Annotated in this window: 15 protein-coding genes; 9 read left to right on the top strand and 6 right to left on the bottom strand. The window is 60.9% G+C overall.

What is annotated here, in order from left to right; translation table 11 throughout:
* Positions 1–34: 34 nt before the first annotated feature.
* The 3 genes from JO965_RS22010 (at position 35) to JO965_RS22000 (ending at position 3,047) form a co-directional block, all read left to right on the top strand.
* Positions 35–703, top strand: coding sequence for a TRAP transporter small permease subunit (locus tag JO965_RS22010; RefSeq protein ID WP_203441107.1), 669 nt, complete (start codon positions 35–37; stop codon positions 701–703).
* Entirely contained in the window at positions 700–2,448 is a 1,749-nt protein-coding gene (locus tag JO965_RS22005) for a TRAP transporter large permease subunit (protein ID WP_203441106.1), read from the top strand. The genes JO965_RS22010 and JO965_RS22005 overlap by 4 nt, the downstream gene beginning before the upstream one ends.
* A 218-nt stretch (positions 2,449–2,666) precedes the next feature.
* Complete coding sequence (locus JO965_RS22000; protein ID WP_203441105.1) at positions 2,667–3,047, top strand: hypothetical protein; 381 nt, start codon at positions 2,667–2,669, stop codon at positions 3,045–3,047.
* A gap of 72 nt (positions 3,048–3,119) precedes the next feature.
* Here the strand turns inward: JO965_RS22000 and JO965_RS21995 are convergent, their stop codons facing one another.
* From JO965_RS21995 to ggt, 3 genes are all read right to left on the bottom strand, one after another.
* Positions 3,120–4,310: an O-succinylhomoserine sulfhydrylase gene (locus tag JO965_RS21995; protein WP_203441104.1), complete on the bottom strand. Its 1,191-nt coding sequence runs from the start codon at positions 4,308–4,310 to the stop codon at positions 3,120–3,122.
* An 84-nt stretch (positions 4,311–4,394) separates the two neighbouring features.
* Positions 4,395–5,300, bottom strand: a complete 906-nt coding sequence (gene rfbD, locus JO965_RS21990; RefSeq protein ID WP_203444306.1) for a dTDP-4-dehydrorhamnose reductase — start codon at positions 5,298–5,300, stop codon at positions 4,395–4,397.
* A 76-nt stretch (positions 5,301–5,376) separates the two neighbouring features.
* The gene (gene ggt / locus JO965_RS21985) at positions 5,377–7,131 is read right to left on the bottom strand and encodes a gamma-glutamyltransferase (protein ID WP_203441103.1); all 1,755 of its coding nucleotides are present in this window, start codon (positions 7,129–7,131) and stop codon (positions 5,377–5,379) included.
* A 191-nt stretch (positions 7,132–7,322) separates the two neighbouring features.
* Between ggt and JO965_RS21980 the strand changes: the two genes are divergently transcribed.
* Complete coding sequence (locus JO965_RS21980; protein ID WP_203441102.1) at positions 7,323–7,553, top strand: hypothetical protein; 231 nt, start codon at positions 7,323–7,325, stop codon at positions 7,551–7,553.
* Positions 7,554–7,712: 159 nt separating this feature from the next.
* Positions 7,713–9,041 carry an MFS transporter gene (locus JO965_RS21975; protein ID WP_203441101.1) on the top strand — a complete coding sequence of 443 codons (1,329 nt, stop codon included), beginning with the start codon at positions 7,713–7,715 and terminating at the stop codon, positions 9,039–9,041.
* On the opposite strand, the gene JO965_RS21970 is transcribed toward JO965_RS21975, so the two are convergent.
* Positions 8,993–10,156, bottom strand: coding sequence for a transglycosylase SLT domain-containing protein (locus JO965_RS21970; RefSeq protein ID WP_203441100.1), 1,164 nt, complete (start codon positions 10,154–10,156; stop codon positions 8,993–8,995). The two genes, JO965_RS21975 and JO965_RS21970, sit on opposite strands and share 49 nt — an antisense overlap.
* 305 nt (positions 10,157–10,461) lie before the next feature.
* Between JO965_RS21970 and JO965_RS21965 the strand changes: the two genes are divergently transcribed.
* Positions 10,462–11,313, top strand: coding sequence for an ABC transporter substrate-binding protein (locus tag JO965_RS21965; protein WP_203441099.1), 852 nt, complete (start codon positions 10,462–10,464; stop codon positions 11,311–11,313).
* Between the two features lie 11 nt (positions 11,314–11,324).
* Here the strand turns inward: JO965_RS21965 and cobU are convergent, their stop codons facing one another.
* Together cobU and JO965_RS21955 are read right to left on the bottom strand one after the other, a co-directional pair.
* Positions 11,325–11,870 (bottom strand): bifunctional adenosylcobinamide kinase/adenosylcobinamide-phosphate guanylyltransferase, encoded by a 546-nt coding sequence (gene cobU, locus JO965_RS21960; RefSeq protein WP_203441098.1) that lies wholly within the window; start codon positions 11,868–11,870, stop codon positions 11,325–11,327.
* A gap of 6 nt (positions 11,871–11,876) precedes the next feature.
* The gene (locus tag JO965_RS21955) at positions 11,877–13,268 is read right to left on the bottom strand and encodes a sensor histidine kinase (RefSeq protein ID WP_203441097.1); all 1,392 of its coding nucleotides are present in this window, start codon (positions 13,266–13,268) and stop codon (positions 11,877–11,879) included.
* Between the two features lie 250 nt (positions 13,269–13,518).
* Between JO965_RS21955 and JO965_RS21950 the strand changes: the two genes are divergently transcribed.
* From JO965_RS21950 to pstS, 3 genes are all read left to right on the top strand, one after another.
* Positions 13,519–14,583, top strand: coding sequence for a lysylphosphatidylglycerol synthase domain-containing protein (locus tag JO965_RS21950; protein ID WP_203441096.1), 1,065 nt, complete (start codon positions 13,519–13,521; stop codon positions 14,581–14,583).
* Positions 14,584–14,639: 56 nt separating this feature from the next.
* Positions 14,640–15,938 (top strand): ATP-binding protein, encoded by a 1,299-nt coding sequence (locus JO965_RS21945; RefSeq protein WP_203441095.1) that lies wholly within the window; start codon positions 14,640–14,642, stop codon positions 15,936–15,938.
* A 189-nt stretch (positions 15,939–16,127) separates the two neighbouring features.
* Entirely contained in the window at positions 16,128–17,171 is a 1,044-nt protein-coding gene (pstS, locus tag JO965_RS21940; protein ID WP_203441094.1) for a phosphate ABC transporter substrate-binding protein PstS, read from the top strand.
* The last annotated feature ends 35 nt before the right edge of the window (positions 17,172–17,206 follow it).

The raw sequence follows: 17,206 nt of genomic DNA, 5'->3' as shown, positions 1-17,206 counted from the left end.
CTTCACATAACCCTTTGCCAGTCGGCTTCTCCGCATGAATGTCCAAAAACTTCTGCATACGGTCGATGGCATCAGCACCTGGGTCGGCAAGGCGTCGGCATGGCTCATCATCGGGCTTATGACCCTTGTCTGCGTCGAGGTGTTCAAGCGCTACATCATGAACATGCCGACGGCGTGGATCTTCGACGCCAGCAACATGCTCTATGGCTCGTTGTTCATGCTCGCGGGCGCTTACACTCTGGCGCAGGATGCTCATGTCCGCGGTGACTTTCTCTACAGCTCGATGCGACCGCGAACCCAAGCGGCGCTCGATCTTGTCCTGTACATCGTCTTTTTCCTGCCCGGGATCCTAGCCCTCATTTATGCGGGCTACGACTATGCGGCACTGTCATGGCGTATCGGGGAGCATTCGACGGTGACGGCGGAGGGACCGCCAATCTATCACTTCAAGTCGATCATCCCGGTGGCTGGCGTTCTGGTGATGCTGCAGGGATTGGCCGAAATCCTGCGCTGTATCGTCTGCCTCAGGACCGGAGCATGGCCCAGCCGGCTCAAGGATGTCGCGGAGATCGATGTCGTGGAAGAGCAACTCGCGCACAGCGAGTATGTGGATGAGGAAACGCGCAAGGTTGCGATTGCCCGCGCACAACAAATCGACGAAGCGGCACGTCAACGCGGGATGGGGGGAGACCTGCAGACATGAGTGATCCGGCACTGGGACTCACAATGCTCATGCTCATCGTGGTTGTAATCATGATGGGCTTCCCAACAGCCTTTACGCTGATGGGGCTCGGCATGTTTTTCGGGTTCTATGCCTTCTACGACCCGGCGCAGCACTGGGTCGACAACCGCGTCTTCGATCTGATGGTTCAACGCACCTATGGGGCGATGACCAATGATGTTCTCATCTCCGTTCCACTGTTTGTGCTCATGGGATACGTGATGGAGCGCGGGGCGCTGGTGGACAAAATGTTCTACAGCATCCAGCTTTCGTTCCGGCGCGTACCGGCATCGCTGGCCGTTGCAACGCTGATAGTCTGTACGTTCTGGGGCATTGCCAGCGGCCTCGTCGGCGCTGTCGTGGTCCTGATGGGAGTGATCGCCTTCAATCCAATGCTGCGCGCCGGCTACGACGTGAAACTCTCCTCCGGCGTTATCACCGCAGGCGGCACGCTTGGTATCCTGATCCCACCCTCCGTCATGATCATTGTCTATGCGGCAGTCGCGGGGCAATCTGTCGTGAAGCTCTACGCTGCAGCCATGTTTCCCGGCTTCTTTCTTGCCTTCCTTTACCTCGTTTACATCGTCGGTTGGGCGATGCTGAATCCGAAGATCGCTCCGCCCTTACCTGAGGAACAAACAAGAGTTCCGGTGCCGGCATGGATGCGGGAATTTCAGGCGGCCTATTCGCCCAACATGCTTGTCGGACTTTTTTCGGCATTGTTTTCTCCTTCCAAGGCGACAACCATTAAAACCGAGGACGGTCGCCTTACCTACTGGGGTCTGATCAAGAATTTCTGTGCCGCACTGATTCCTCTCGCATTGTCAGCGCTCACACTCTGGTTGCTGTGGTGGTATGTGGTCATCCATCCCCAGGCATCAGCCGAGGAAGTTCCGGCCGAATTGGAACAGCTAGGCTCGCCGACGGTGGGCACGGAGCCGGCAGCTGCCGCCGACGTAGGACCGACGACCAGCTTCTACATAGCCTTCGGCCTGATCGTTGCTCTCACCGCGTTGATGCTCTTCCGGTACTATCGAAGGATGAATGCCGAGCGCCTCGAGGTCGTGAAACTTCTCTCCTCGTCGGTTATGCCGCTGGGGGTCCTCACCATCGTCGTACTTGGCGTGATCCTGTTCGGGATTACGACAGCGACGGAATCCGCTGCGGTGGGTGCGGCCGGGGCCTTCCTGCTTGCGTTTCAGGCACGAACGCTCAACTGGAAGCGCACCAAGGAGGCGGTATTCCTGACGGCCAAGACCACGGCCATGGTGTGCTGGCTTTTCGTCGGCTCGGCGCTGTTCTCCGCTGTCTTCGCAATCCTCGGCGGACAAGCTCTGGTCGAGCGCTGGGTGCTGTCTCTCGACCTGTCGCCGGTGCAGTTCATGATCCTGTCTCAAGCGATCATTTTCATCCTCGGCTGGCCTCTCGAATGGACCGAGATCATCATCATCTTCGTGCCAATCTTTTTGCCGTTGTTGAAACACTTCAACATCGATCCTGTCCTCTGGGGAGTGCTTGTGTTCGTGAACCTTCAGGCGGCATTCCTGTCACCTCCCGTGGCGATGTCGGCCTACTATCTCAAAGGCGTCTCCCCACCTCACGTCACGTTGAGCCAGATCTTCGCTGGAATGATGCCTTACATGCTGATCGTCATCATATGCATGATCATCATGTATCTCTGGCCTGGAATGACCCTCTGGCTTCCGAACTACCTTTATGGCAGCTGAAGACTGGCCGCTGTCCATTCCCGCACGCTTCACATTGATCGATGAGCCCAGGGATGATCAGTGCATGCCTTCTGAATAGGAGGGGCGTGCCGTAGCCTCTTCGCGGGAACCATGAGCCCTGTGGCCTGTTCACTTCAGGTGTTATGACGCGCAACCGCTAGAGTGCCTCGAAGAGATAATCGGGTTCCTCTTTCGAGCGTCTCCGCAGGGAGATTCATATGAAAAGTGCTTTCATTCTGGCCGCCGGTCTTGTTCTCTTCGCGACAGGTGCCTTGGGTCAGGAATCGTCGCGAGATCGTGATGACTTCGGTCGCGGTGCCTGGCGCGAAAGTCGCGACGGCTGGGATCGCGACAGAGATCGCCGGCGCAGCCCGATCATGCGGGATGACGACGAGGACGACCGGAGCGGTCTTTATGAGCGCGGCGCCCGCTTCTTCCTGCGCAGCGGCGATACACAGCTTCGCGTCGTCTGCGGCAATCGGGAATCCACACAATCCTGTGTCGACGCGGCTTTACGCATGTTCGACAGGATGCAGTCCTCGCAGGGTACGACCACCCGAGCACCGTCAACCCCGGCTCCCGCTCAGCCACATCAGTGAGCGGTTTTGCGATCAGGGCCGTGATGTCACGCTTTGCTGCTCCGACATCTGGTCGGACAAACGCGGTGCGCGTCAGACCCTTTCAAGTGCATTGATGAGATCTGCCAACAGATCTTCCTGATGCTCCAGCCCCACTGACAGGCGTACGAGACCATCCGGAATACTCATCTCGGCCCGCTGTTCAGGAGTAAAGCGCTGGTGCGTGGTCGTCGCCGGATGGGTGACGAGGCTTTTCGCATCGCCGAGATTGTTCGAGATCCGGATCAGCTTCAGGGCATTCAGGAAACGGAAGGCGCCGGCCTTTCCTCCCATCACCTCAAGGGCGATCATGGTGGAGGCGCCGCTCATCTGGCGCCGGATCAGCTCGGCCTGAGGATGATCCGGGCGACCCGGATAAATCAGCCGCTGAAGCTTGGGATGATCGTGGAGAGTGTCCGCGAGATAGCCTGCCGTCGCCGTCTGCTTCTCGACACGGAGTGGGAGCGTCTCCAGCCCTTTCAGGAGCACCCAGGCATTGAAGGGCGAGATCGACGGCCCCGTCATGCGCAGAAACTGCTGCACCTTGGTCTCGATGAATTCAGTCGAGCCCAGGATCACGCCGCCCAGACATCGGCCTTGCCCGTCAATGTGCTTGGTCGCCGAATACACGACGCAATCGGCACCCAGCGCGAGGGGTTTCTGGAAGAGGGGAGTGGCGAAAACGTTGTCGACGGTCAGGGTTGCACCAACCTCATGCGCGATGGCGGCAACGGCGGCGATGTCGATGATCTCGAGGCTCGGATTGGTCGGCGTTTCGAGCAGGAAGGCTTTAGTGTTCGGCCGGACCGCGGCGCGCCATTGGTTGAGATCCGCCCCATCGACCAGGGTACAGCTGACGCCGAAGCGGGGCAGCAGATCCTCCACGACCCAACGGCAGGAACCGAAGAGGGCGCGGGCCGCCACCACATGGTCGCCGGCTTGAACCTGCCCGACGATGGCTGCCGTGACCGCAGCCATGCCGCTCGCCGTGGCGCGGGCCGCCTCGGCCCCCTCAAGCGAGGCGATGCGCTGCTCGAAGGCATCAATGGTCGGGTTGGAATAGCGGCTGTAGCTGTACCCCGGCTCCTCGTTCAGGAAGCGCCTCTCGGCACTTTCCGCGCTTTCGTAAACAAAGCCTTGGGTTAGGAAGAGCGCCTCGGACGTCTCACCGAACGGCGTGCGCTGATGGCCCTCATGAACGAGGCGGGTTTCCAAACGATAATCGGGATGCTGAGGCGAGGTCATGAACCGATCCTACGATTGTTCTTTAAAAAGAACAATCGTCTTCTTCCACGGAAAGTTTCATAATTTCATTCTCCGATTGGGCGGTCAGCGAGCGACTTCCTTACGGGCTTCCTCGATCAGGCGCTTCACACAGGGCTCAAGAGAGGACCGCCAGGGCGGGAGTACCACGCCGTGGGCCTCTTTCAGCTTGCTGCAATCGAGCCTGGAATTGGCGGGCCGTTTGGCCGGCGTCGGATAATCTGCCGTTGCGATTGGGCGGACCTTCGCCGAGGGGCCACCGAACCGGGCCGACAGCGCAAAGATTTCCGTGGCGAATTCCGCCCAGCTCGCAAAGCCGGTTCCAGTCATGTGAAACAGACCGCGCAGGCTCCGGTCGTCTGGCTTTTCGAGCAGATTGCGGCTGACTGCGAAAATGCCGTCGGCGATATCGAGGGCGCTCGTGGGGGAGCCGTATTGATCGCCCACCACCCCGAGTTCCTCACGGTCGGCGGCGAGGCGCAGCATGGTCTTCACAAAGTTCTTGCCGAAAGGGCTGTAGACCCAGGCTGTGCGGAGGATGACATGGTTCTCTGCCTCGGCGGCCACGGCCTCCTCGCCCAGGAGCTTGGAGGCACCATAGGCTCCCAGCGGAGAAACCGGATCGTCCTCGCGGTAGGGGCGGTCGGACGTGCCGTCGAAGACATAATCGGTCGACAAATGGATGACGGGGACGTTCATGGCAGTTGCCGCGCCGGCGACGACGCCCGCGCCGATGCCATTGATGGCATCGGCGAGCTCGGGATCGGATTCCGCCTGATCCACCGCCGTATAGGCGGCGGCGTTCACGATCACGTCGCCGCCAGTCTCGATCAGGGCATCCTCGATGCCTGACGGGTCGGCAAGATCGAGCTTGGGACGGCCGACGAGTACCGCTTGCGCCCCATGGGCCTTCGCACGCTCTGCCAGGGCGCGCGCGACCTGTCCTTCCTTGCCGACGACGATGATACGCATGGACACTCGCAATCCTCTTTGCAGTTCACCTTGATAGGGTAAGCGGCCCTATCGGGACAGGGCCGCTTAAGCCATATCAGTTGCCGATGGCAACGCCTTCGCGGCGGCTGTCGGCGCCGCCGACCAATCCTGCAGGCGTCACGACGATAACATGAATGCCGGAATTCTGGTCGATCAGCTTGACCTCGTGGCCCTTTGCTTCCAGCCCAGCCTTCCATCCTTCGGCTTCCGTTCCTGCCTCAAGTTCCGTCGGGCCGTTGCGGCTCCCCATATTGGGAAGATCAGCAGCGACTTGGGGATCAAGCTTCCAGTCCAGGATGCCCACGAGGGTCTTGGCCACGTAGTTGATGATCAGGCTGCCCCCTGGCGAGCCCACGACCGCATAGAGCTTGCCGCTGCCGTCGAGCACGATGGTCGGCGCCATGGAGGAGCGGGGACGCTTGCCCGCCTCGACGCGATTGGCGATGGGTTTGTCGTCTTCCGTTGTGGCAAAAGAAAAGTCGGTCAGCTCGTTGTTGAGCAGGAAGCCGCTCTTCGCCATCAGTCTCGCGCCGAAGCCGTCTTCGATCGTGGTCGTCATCGACACCGCATTGCCGTTGCGATCCACGATCGACATGTGGCTCGTACCGAACTCGATACCGTCCGACGCGCCCCACAGGAAGGTCTTCTGGAACGGCGGATCGCCGGGCTTCGCCTTGCCCATGGATTTGTTCGGATCGACGAGAGCCGCGCGGCTCTTGAGATAGCCGGGATCGGTCAAGCCCTTGACCGGCACATTCACGAAGGCGGGATCAGCCAGGAAGAGTGCGCGATCCGCGTAGGCGAGGCGGCCCGCTTCCGCGATCCAGTGCACCGCATCCGGCCCGGGCTTCAGAACCGCCATGTCCTGCGTTTCCAGGATGCCCATGATCTGCTGCACCGCGACCTGCCCGGAACTCGGCGGGCCCATGCCGCAGATCCTGTAGGTTCGGTAGTTGCCGCATACGGCATCACGCTCCTGGACCTTGTAGCCTTTCAGATCATCCAGGGTCATGTCGCCCGGGTTCGTGGCATGGCCGGTCACGGTCGTCACGATGTCCTGTGCGATCTCACCCGTGTAGAAGGCGTCGGCACCCTTGTCGGCGATGGTGCGCAGAGTCTTGGCGAAGGCCGGGTTCTTGAGAACGGTTCCCACTGCTTTCGGCTTGCCGTCGGCCTCGTAGAAATAGGCGCGCGCGGTGGGATCGCTCTGGAGATATTTCTCCTGGGTCAGAAGGCCGTTGAGGCGCGGTGAAATCGCAAAGCCTTCCTCGGCGAGACGTGCCGCTGGTTCGATCACCTGCGGCCAGGAGAGCTTGCCCCAGTTCCTGTGAGCCGTTTCCAGCAGGCGCAAGGTGCCCGGCACACCCACTGAGCGGCCGCCGACCACGGCATCGTAGAATTTCATCGGCTTGCCGTCGGGCCCGAGAAAGCGTTCGGGCTTTGCCGCGGCGGGAGCCGTTTCACGACCGTCGAGCGTGGTCATGGTCTTTCCGTCCCAAAAGACCATGAAGGCGCCGCCGCCGATGCCGGAGCTCTGCGGCTCGACGAGATTGAGAACAAGCTGAACGGCAATGGCCGCATCGACGGCGCTGCCGCCAGCAGCAAGAATTTCCCGGCCCGCTTGCGCGGCCAGGGGATTGGCAGCGGCAACCATGTCCCTCGTCGCCGTGCCTGCAGGCTTGAGCGTACGCCCCGTGGGAGCTTCGGGGGAAGGAGCGAGAGCCTGGGCGAAGACCGGTGCAGATAAGGGAAGGCTGGCAAGAAGGCCGAGGCCAACAAGACCTCGCCGAAGAACACTCCGAGTGATCATGCTAATAAACTCCCTCTTCTGGCGTTGAACCCAACGGGCTGGAGATGAGCCTAACAAAGGACCGTCCCTTTGCGCCACTTCCATCGTTTCAAAGAGAAGAAGAAATTCTGCTTTTGTTGCGCTGCAATATCACACTCCTGTCACTCTTTTCCGGCAGGGTGCGATTCGTGATGCGAATAAAGGAGCAGGACATGTACTCATATAATCTGTTCCGAAGTACGAAGCCGGACGGTTTGGTTTGTGCTGTTCCGGAAGAGCGTTCGGTTCCTTCGTTCGTCGTCGAGCCGCATTGGGAATTCGGCGGGCGGATCGAGAGCCAGGAGGCACCCCTCGGCTTCGACCGGAAGGCCGCCATGGAAGGCGTGCGCTTCAACGGGTTCTATCTTTTCGCAAGCTTTCAGAAAGATCGTCCAGGCCAGTGAGGACTGGCGGTCTTTGCCGCATGTCCGGCGCATTCGGCCGGGCATGCCGAACCGACTAAAGAACATCCACTCGGTTCGGATCGACTCTTGATCTTGGGCGGCACCTGTTTTCTATCTTACTGACTTGCGTCTTCGCCGCTTCGTATCACCGATTCGATTGTGAACTCCTCCCTCGCCCTCATCTGGACTATCACGGCTGCAACCACCTTGCTGCAGGCTGGGAATGGTCTGCTGCAGGCCCTGATGCCCTTGCGCATGCAGGCGGAGGGAATCTCCGTCGCCTCAATCGGCGTCGTCGCAGCGGCTTACGGACTTGGTTTCTCGACAGGCTGCTTCCTGGCCCCAAGTTTCATTCGTCACGTGGGCTACATCAGGGCCTTTGCCAGCCTTGCAGCGATGGTGTCCGTCCTGATCCTCGTCATGACCCAGGCTCACTCGACGTTGGCGTGGATCATCCTGCGTGGGCTGACGGGCGTGACACTGGCCTGCATCTTCACCGTCACTGACGGGTGGATCAGCGCCCGCGCCACATCGAGCCATCGCGGGCGGATCCTGTCGATCTACATGATCTGCACCAAGGTCGCCCTGATGCTGTCGCCGCTCGGGATCAGCTTCGGGGATATCCGCACGGACGGATTGTTCATGACGGTGAGCGCGCTGATCACGCTCTCGCTCCTGCCCATCGCCGCGACGATGACGAAGGAACCGCCTGCGCCGCAGGGCGTGCGGATCGAGGTGAGAAAGCTGTTCGCGACGGCTCCCTCAGCGGTAGTCGGAGCGTTCGTGGTCGGCTTGGTCAACGGCCCCGTCATCGCCATCACGCCCGTCTTCGGCGTCAGCATCGGATTGAGCCAGGATCAGGCCGCCGCGCTTCTGTTTGCGCTGCAGGCCGGCAGCCTCGCGATGCAATGGCCGCTTGGTTGGCTCTCCGATCGGGCGGATCGCCGCTATGTGATCGCCGGGCTCGCGGCGGGAACGAGTCTCATTTCGCTTCTGATCTTGTGGGCGAGCGCGCAGGGCGTGAACCTGCTGATCCTATGGTCCTTCGCGGCCTGGGGTGGTTTGGCCCTCTGCATCTATTCCGTCTGCGTGGCCCATGCCTGCGATATCGTGGAGCCAGGGCAGATCGTTTCTACCGTCGGTACTCTGCTGTTTTCCTGGGCTGCCGGTGTCACCGTGGGGCCGCTGTTCGGTGCTGCGGCAATGGAGATGATAGGGCCGAAGGGGCTGTTCATCTACTCCGCCTTGGCCTCGCTGGGACTCGTCGTCTTCATCGTGATGCGGATCCTTCAGGTTCAGCGTTCTCCTGCCAAGGGAGGCTTTGCGGACATCGCACCCACCAGCTCCGCCACGGCCAGCCTGACGCCTCGCGCAGACATCAATGCTGTTGAGGATCCGGTTCCGACATCGAGCAATTCGGACGAGGTAGACGAACCCGATCAGAAGGCCGAAGCGTCTGCAGTGGCCCGGGCCGATACCGCCTCGTAACGGTTGAGGCGCTTGTCGATCATATCGTCGATTTTGTCGTAGACCTCGGCCACGCTGAGCTGGCGGGTCTTCTTGCCGTCCTTGGTGAAGAACAGCGACTTGTTGGACTTCGCGGCGGCCGGGAAGGCGTCAGGGGCGCTCTTCTTCGGAGTGTCGTCCACCAGCGCGATGAACTTGCTCGCGCTGTCGACCCCGAAGAAATGGGATAGATAGAATTCCGAGCGGCTCAGCTTGCGCCCGAGCTTGGCTTCGATCTTCGTCTTATCGCGCTTCATCATCTCGGCGGCCATAAGAGCCGAGATGTAAGGGTTGCGGCGCAGACCGAGAATGTGCTGGCGCATGCTTGCATCCGCGACATCGATCTTCGCACCCGCGCCGACGATCGCTTCTGCTTCGGCGATCAAGCCATGCAAGGGGCCAAACGACCGCACGGCTTCGAGCCATGTACTGGAAATAAACTGGAACAGACCGACGGCAGACGATGTCGAAGCCTTATTGCCGGGCAGAAAGCTCGATTCCTTGTCCGCCAGGGCCATCATATAGACCGGATCGGCACCAGTCAGCTTGGAGGCGCGCATGATCGTGTCGACGATCCAGACAGGCACCCGCATCTCCTCGAATTCCATGAATTCGGTGAGTTCGCGGGAAACGGGTTCCTCGTCCTTGCGGGCCTCCGGGGACGGTGCATCGGATAGGGGAATGGACAGGATGATCTGCTTCTGCAGTTCGGCCGGCGTCGCCTCGACAGCTGCAACCGGAACGATCGCTTCGAGAGGATCGGCAGGGGCAGCTTCTTCCGTGGACATAGTGAATGGTGTCGCCGCGGGGGCGGATGGCATCTGAATGGCCCTCTGACTGGCATCGAGGGCAGCCGGCAGCGTTGTCCACGGTTCCGCTGCCGAGGCGGAGCGCGTGTGGACCGCCGTGCCGATAGCAATCGTCAGGCAGGCGCCGAGACCGAAGCACTTGGTGAGGTCCAGCAGGGTTCTTCCCCCCTGCAAGCGTGAGCGCTGGCGGGATTCAACACGGGACTTGGACCCGTTCTGCTTCTCAATTTTGAGGCAAATGGCCGTCTGCTGGCACGCGTCCTGAGACGCTGTCAGAGCGATTTGCATATGAATACGCCCCCAGGAAAGCACCGCTTCTCCGCCACGGCGGGTGCACGGTCGTTCTTCGTTCAACTGAGGCAAGTATGTGGTAGGTCGTTATGTCCAGAATAGGTCAGCTTGGCCTTAAATTTCTGAAATTGTTCCAGCGTGCGACCTTTTGTGCCTACTCATCTACATAGGGTAATCATCGGAAATCTATGATTTGGAAGGAAATAATCTGAACAAATCTTAATCTTTTGACGGCGAAATGTCGCAATCTTAATGATGCAATAGGTAAGACCAGATCTGCTTCCTGGCCCGGAATATCGTTCATGTCTCGACAAGGCTTCAGGTGCCTGCTTGGAAATGTCCTACTGCTCGGCCTGACACTGGCGATTGTCGGCCCGGCACAGGCTCAATCGAAACCTGAGCGGGTCGCTTCCCTTAATCTCTGCACGGATCAACTGCTTCTCGCCCTAGCGGATCGCAGTCAGATCGCCTCCTTGAGCCGTCTCGCGCGAGACCCGTCAATGGCCTTCCTAAGCGATCAGGCCGCCGGGATTCCCCTGAATGACAGCAGCGCGGAAGCGACCCTGTTCAGCCGGCCGGACCTTGTGCTGGCGGGCACCTATGGCCAGCAGGATCAGGTTGCTTTGCTGAGACGGCAAGGATTGGACGTGCTGTCTCTCGGGCCCTGGGCGGGCCTGGAGGATGGCCGTGGGCAGATCCGTACCCTGGCCCGCAGGCTCGGGCATCCGGACCGCGGCGAGGCACTGATCGCCCGGATCGATGCAGCCCTGGAGCGGGCGAAGGAGATCGTCAAGCCTAAGCGCAGCATCCTGGTTTATGAGCGAGGCGGATGGGTCATCGCTCCCCATTCGCCGCTCAGCGAGATTCTGGTTCACATGGGTTTTCGGCTGCACGAGGCCCTGGATCCGGCTCAGGGCGGTGTCGCGCGTCTCGAAGCCATTGTCACGACGCCGCCGGATTTCATGCTCGTCGATGCGGCATCACGCCAAGCGGTCGACAACGGTACCGCGCTCTTCGCTCACCCCGCTCTTGCGGAGTCCGTGCCTTTGGATCGGCGTCTGGCGCTGCCGAGCAAGCTCACGATCTGCGGCGGGGCCTCGACGCCCGTCGCCATCGATACGTTGGGCGCCGAGGTCCGGGCCAAAGTACGCTGAGCGAGGAAGCTTTACTCCAGCCTCAGCCGCAGGGGAGGGGCCGGCTTGAGCAGGATCGGGCAGCCCGCGGCCACGAAGACGACCGCGTCGCAAGCCTCCGCGATCCGCTGATTGAGGCGGCCCTGTTCGTCGCGGAATGTACGTCCCAACGGCGTTGGCGGCACGATGCCCTGGCCGACCTCATTCGAGACCAGGATCAGCGGACCCTGTGCCTCCCGTACCGCCTGAATCAGTCGGTCCGCCTCATGCGTAGGATCGCGCTCGGCCAGTACGATGTTCGAGAGCCAGAGCGTCAGGCAATCGACCAGCACGGCTTTTCGAGGTGCGGCCTGCGCCTGAACGGCTTGCACAAGATCCAACGGGGCATCGACCGTTTGCCAGGACTGATCGCGCTCGGCTCGATGCTGCGCGATGCGCTCACGCATTTCATCGTCGAAGGCCTGGGCCGTGGCGATGTAGGTTCGATCTGGCGACGTGCTCTCGGCCAGTTGAAGGGCTGTGCGGCTTTTTCCGGAGCGTGCTCCGCCCAGCACAAGGACGCGACGATAGAAGGTCATGGTCGATCAAGCTGTCAGGCGATTGAGCGGCAGGATCATATGAACGCGCAAGCCTTCCGGGCGCCAGTCCCGATCGAGCGTACCGCCGAGCTGTCCGGTGATGCTTCGCTGCGACAGCTGGGTGCCAAACCCTTCAAAGGTGGGAGGGCTCTCAATCCGCGGCCCACAAGCCTCGGCCCAGAGAAAATCGACATTCTCATTCTGCAACGTCCACTGAATGGACAACTCGCCCTCTGGGCAGGACAGGCAGCCATATTTGGCGGCGTTCGTAGCCAGTTCGTGCAGCACGAGAGCAAGGCTGGTGGTTGTATTGGAGCCGACGAGAACACTTGGTCCCTCGATCGTGATCTTGTTCTGGCCGGCCTGTCGATAGGGCTCGAGGACCGCTTCGATCAGCCGGGCAAGTTCTACATCGGCACCTGCGCCTATCTCGCTTGCTGAGGCAGGCTGAACCAATTCATGCGCCCGTGAGAGAGCGCTCAAGCGCCCACGCAAGGCATTAGCCATGTCCTTGGGATCTTTGGCCGTGCGGGCGGTCATCGAGACCATGCCGTTTGCGATGGCAAACAAGTTCTTTACGCGGTGATTGAGTTCCCGCGTCAGAAGCTTCTGGCCCTCTTCCAGGGCATGGCGCTCGGTGATGTCGCTGACGACGCCATAGAGGCTGATAGCGCGATAGGTACCGCCTTCATTGGAATAAAGGACCTGTCCGTGCGAGCGGAACCAGCGGAGCTTTCCGTCGGGCAGGATGGCGCGGTACTGGCTGTCGTATTGACCATCGGATCCGGGAGCCGCCGCCGCCGCAATTCGCGCCTTGACTGCCTCCACGTCGTCCGGATGGATCATTTGCCAAGCCTCCTCGAGAGTGAGGCTATACAATCCGTTATGGGGAAGATGGTAGAGGGCGCAAGTACCCTCGTCCCAGGTGATCAGGCTCTTTTCCAGATCGATCTGCCAGGTCCCGAGATCGGCGGCCTCGAGCGCGAGCCGGTATTGGCTCTCGAGCAGGCGAACGGCTTCTTCCGCCGTCTTCTGAGCATCGATATTGGTGCTCGTGCCGAACCAGCGGGTGATCTTTCCGGTCAGGTCCTGGATCGGAATGGCCCGGCTGAGAAACCATTCGTAGCCTCCGGCGGCGTTCCTGACCCGATACTCCCATTCATAGGCCTGTCCGGTTTCAAGGGAACGACGCCATTGTTCCCGAACCTGAGGCAGATCGTCAGGGTGAATGGTAACTTCCCAGCCGTTTCCTAAAAATTGCTCGCCTGAAAGTCCGGTAAACTCACGCCATCGGCGATTCACGTAATCAACAGATCCATCAGGGCGGGTCGACCAGACGAGTTGAGGCAGAGACTCCGCCAGAACAGCAAATTGCGTTTCTGTTTCCTTGAAATCCACTCAAAGCTCCTGAGGCCGCCCCTGTGGCCAAGTCTCCGATCAAGGGAATCATTGTTGTAGGCCTTTTTCGAGGCTGACAACCCACATCGGGTTCCAGTGGCGATTTCTCCGGCGAAAGAGTAGCGCCAGCCTTGCGAAACCATTAAAAGGCCGGCGGCGTCTGGCAGTTCCTCCTGCCAGCGCATAGATGCAGGACAGCCCTCGTACCTCGATGCGATCTTTTCCACGCTGAGGCTGATTGACCGCTTTCATGAATGATATGAGTCCCCAGCCGGTATCGCCACCGGAGATGTCCTCTGCCGAAGCCCTTCATCCGAAGGAGCGTCGCTCCCGTCGGTTCGCCTGGATCGGGATGGCGGCGAGCATCATCCTGTTTGGTGCGTCACTGGTGGTTCTCTGGCACATCGTGTCAGAAATCGATGTCAATGAACTGAAAGCCGCTTTCACAGCTGCCAGCCTGCGCCAGATCGGCCTCGCAATCCTCTTCACCGCCATCAGCTACAGCCTGCTGACCTGCTACGATGCCATCGCCCTGCGGCAGCTCAAGCTGCAGATTCCCTACCGCACGACCGCTCTCGCGTCCTTCACGAGCTATGCGGTGAGCTTTACTCTCGGGTTCCCGCTTCTGACGGCCGGCACGGTCCGTTATTGGATCTATTCCCCGAAGGGAGTGAGCCCGGGGCGGGTGGCGAGCCTCACGGTGATCGCCGGGGTGACCTTCTGGCTTGGCATGGCCCTGGTTTTGGCCTGGAGCCTGATCAGGATGGCCGATGAGCTGGCGAGCCTTGTCTATACCCATATCTGGATGAACCAGCTTCTTGGCCTGGGCGCTGCCCTCTTCGTCCTCACCTATATGGTGTGGGTATCGATCAAGCGCCGCGCCGTGAAAATCCAGGGATGGAAGCTGGAGCTGCCGGGCTTTCGCCTGTCGCTTGCCCAGATCCTGATCGGCGCGGGCGATGTCTGTGCTGGCGCCGGCGTTCTCTTCGTGCTCCTGCCCGGAGGGCACAATCTCAGCTTCGAGACCTTCCTGGCGGTCTATATCTTCGCCGTCATGCTGGGTGTTGCAAGTCATGCTCCGGGAGGGCTCGGAGTCTTCGAGGCCACCATTCTGCTGGCCTTGTCGAACTATCCTCGCGAGCCGGTACTGGGCGCACTGCTTCTTTACCGCCTCTGCTATTACCTCATCCCCTTCGTGATCGCCCTTGCGATCCTCGGTGCCTACGAGATCCGCAATCGCATCCGGTCGGCCCGGCTGGCTTTCAAGCCGGATGAGAACGATGTCCCTGGCGAGGTCGAGCTTGGCGGGAGATGACACTTGGCGGAGCCTGTCCTAAACAGTGCAGGCAGCGCCTCCAAGACATTTTCCCGATGAGCAATCCCGACGACCTCACGCCGGACCCCAGCCGGCAGAGCGCCACTCCGATCCGTGACGCCGCTTTGCGGGGTGCCGTCGTGACCTGTTTCGTGCTGGTCGTCGTCGCGCTGGTGCGGGGTTATGGGGATGCATGGCTCCTGTTCTGGGCCATGGTGGCCATTCTCGCCGGTTTTCTCGTCGCCGGCCCCAAGCGCAGCCTCGGACTTGGAGCCGGAATCACATCACAGCCGAGGGCAGCCCGGCGCTCCAGCGTCGCCGAGGCAGTTCTGGCCCAGATCCCCGATCCGGTCATCCTGGTGGACCAGCGATCAGTGGTGATCGAGGCCAACAGAGCCGCCTACGACCTCCTGGCCGGGCTGAAGACCGGCCATCCCTTGTCCTTTGCCCTGCGCACCCCGGACGTGCTCGACGGTATCCAGGAGGTCTTGGAAATCGGCGCCCCCCTGAAGGTCGAGTATTCCGAGAGAATTCCAACCGAACGGACCTTCGAGGTGCATATCGGCCCCCTCCAGGCCGATGTGGCCGATCCCGAGGTCAAGGCCGGCGTCGTCCTGTTCTTCCGCGATCTCACCTCCGCCCGGCGGCTCGAGGCCATGCGGGCCGATTTCGTTGCCAATGCGAGCCATGAACTGCGCACTCCGCTGGCCTCGGTCCTCGGCTTCATCGAAACCCTGCAGGGCCCAGCTCGCGACGACGTCAAGGCGAGAGAACGCTTCCTCGACATCATGAAGGGGCAAGCGCAGCGCATGAAGCGCCTGATCGACGACCTTTTGTCCCTGTCGCGCATCGAGATGCGCGCCCACCTCTCGCCGACGCAGACCCTCGACTTTGCCTCCATCGCTGCCCAGATGGTGGAAACCCTCTCGCCTTTGGCGAAGGAGCGGGGGGTGGTCATCAAAGTCACGCTACCGGACCGGCCCGTCTTCGTGTTCGGTGACCGGGACGAACTTCTGCGCGTCGCCGAGAACCTGATAGAGAACGCTGTGAAATACGGCGAGAGCGGCGGGAGGGTGGATGTCGAGGTCGCCCGTACCGAGGGGCCGGCTCCGCAGGTTGCCTTCTCCGTGCAGGATTACGGCCCTGGCATCGCGCCCGAGCACCTGCCGCGCCTGACCGAGCGGTTCTACCGGGTCGATGTCGTCCAGAGCAGGGACAAGGGAGGAACGGGCCTCGGCCTTGCCATCGTCAAGCATATCGTCAACCGCCACCGAGGCCATTTCGATATTGCCAGCGAACCGGGGCAGGGCGCCCGTTTTACCGTGCGGCTCCCGGAAGCAGCGCCTCGTCCTTAGCGGCCGATCCTGTCACGCCAACTGTCATCCACTGGCACAAATCCAGGCCTCCCAAGGATCCTTTGGGGGTGTCATGTAATTGTCATCCAACTGTCGTAGAGGAGACATCCGTCGGGCCTAGCTGTCCCATCGCGTGACGCGGCCCAGGCTTCAAAGCGGCCTGTCGCGCTTATGAACAGGAGACTTACCGTGAAGATTTTGTCCTACGCCATTGCGGCTGGCCTTGCCGTCGCGAGCCTTACGACCACGGCATCTGCTGCTGACATCACCGGCGCAGGCGCGACGTTCCCGTTCCCGATCTATGCCAAGTGGGCCGAGGCCTATAACAAGGAAACCGGGAACCGCATGAACTATCAGTCCATCGGCTCCAGCGGCGGCATCCGCCAGATCCGGGCCAAGACCGTCGATTTCGGCGCGACCGATGCTCCTCTCAAGGGAGAGGAATTGCAGAAGGACGGCTTCGTCCAGTTCCCCGCCGTTATGGGCGGCGTGGTGGCCGTCTACAACGTTCAGGGCGTTCCCGCCGGCCAGCTCAAGCTGACGGGCGAGGTTCTCGCCGACATCTTCAACGGCAAGATCTCCAAGTGGAACGATGCCAAGATCGCTCAGATCAACCAGGGTGTGACGCTTCCCAGTTCCGCGATCACTCCGGTCTACCGCTCCGACGGATCGGGCACGACCAGCGTGTTCACCACCTACCTGTCGCAGGTTTCCGAAGGCTGGAAGAGCGGCCCCGGTGCAGGCGCCTCCGTCCAGTGGCCCGTCGGCCAGGGCGGCAAGGGCAACGAGGGTGTCGCCGCTCTCGTGAAGCAGGTGCCGAACTCCATCGGCTATGTCGAATATGCCTACGCCAAGCAGAACAGCATCCCCTTCGCCCAGCTCCAGAATAAGAGCGGCAAGTTCGTGTCGCCGGAAGCGAAGACTTTCCAGGCCGCTGCCGCCAATGCCGACTGGAAGTCGGCGCCCGGCTACGGCATCTCGCTGACCAACCAGCCCGGCGACGAGGCCTGGCCGATTACCGCGCCGACCTTCATCCTGGTTCCCAAGAACCCCGAGAAGCCCGAGCAGGTGGCCGAGGCCTTGAAGTTCTTCGACTGGTCATTCAAGAACGGCGACAAGATGGCTGTCGAACTCGACTACGTGCCGCTCCCGGGCCAGTTGAAGGACCAGGTTCGCGCTACCTGGGCGAGCGAGATTAAGAACGCTTCGGGCCAGCCGGTCTTCACGCAGTAATCTGATCTCGATTGAACAACAAAGCGGATCGGCGA

The organism is Microvirga sp. VF16, from assembly GCF_016864375.1.
In the GTDB taxonomy this organism is placed as follows: domain Bacteria; phylum Pseudomonadota; class Alphaproteobacteria; order Rhizobiales; family Beijerinckiaceae; genus Microvirga.
The sequence above is the reverse complement of the archived record's forward strand: the minus strand, read 5'-3'. Positions and strand labels throughout refer to the sequence as shown.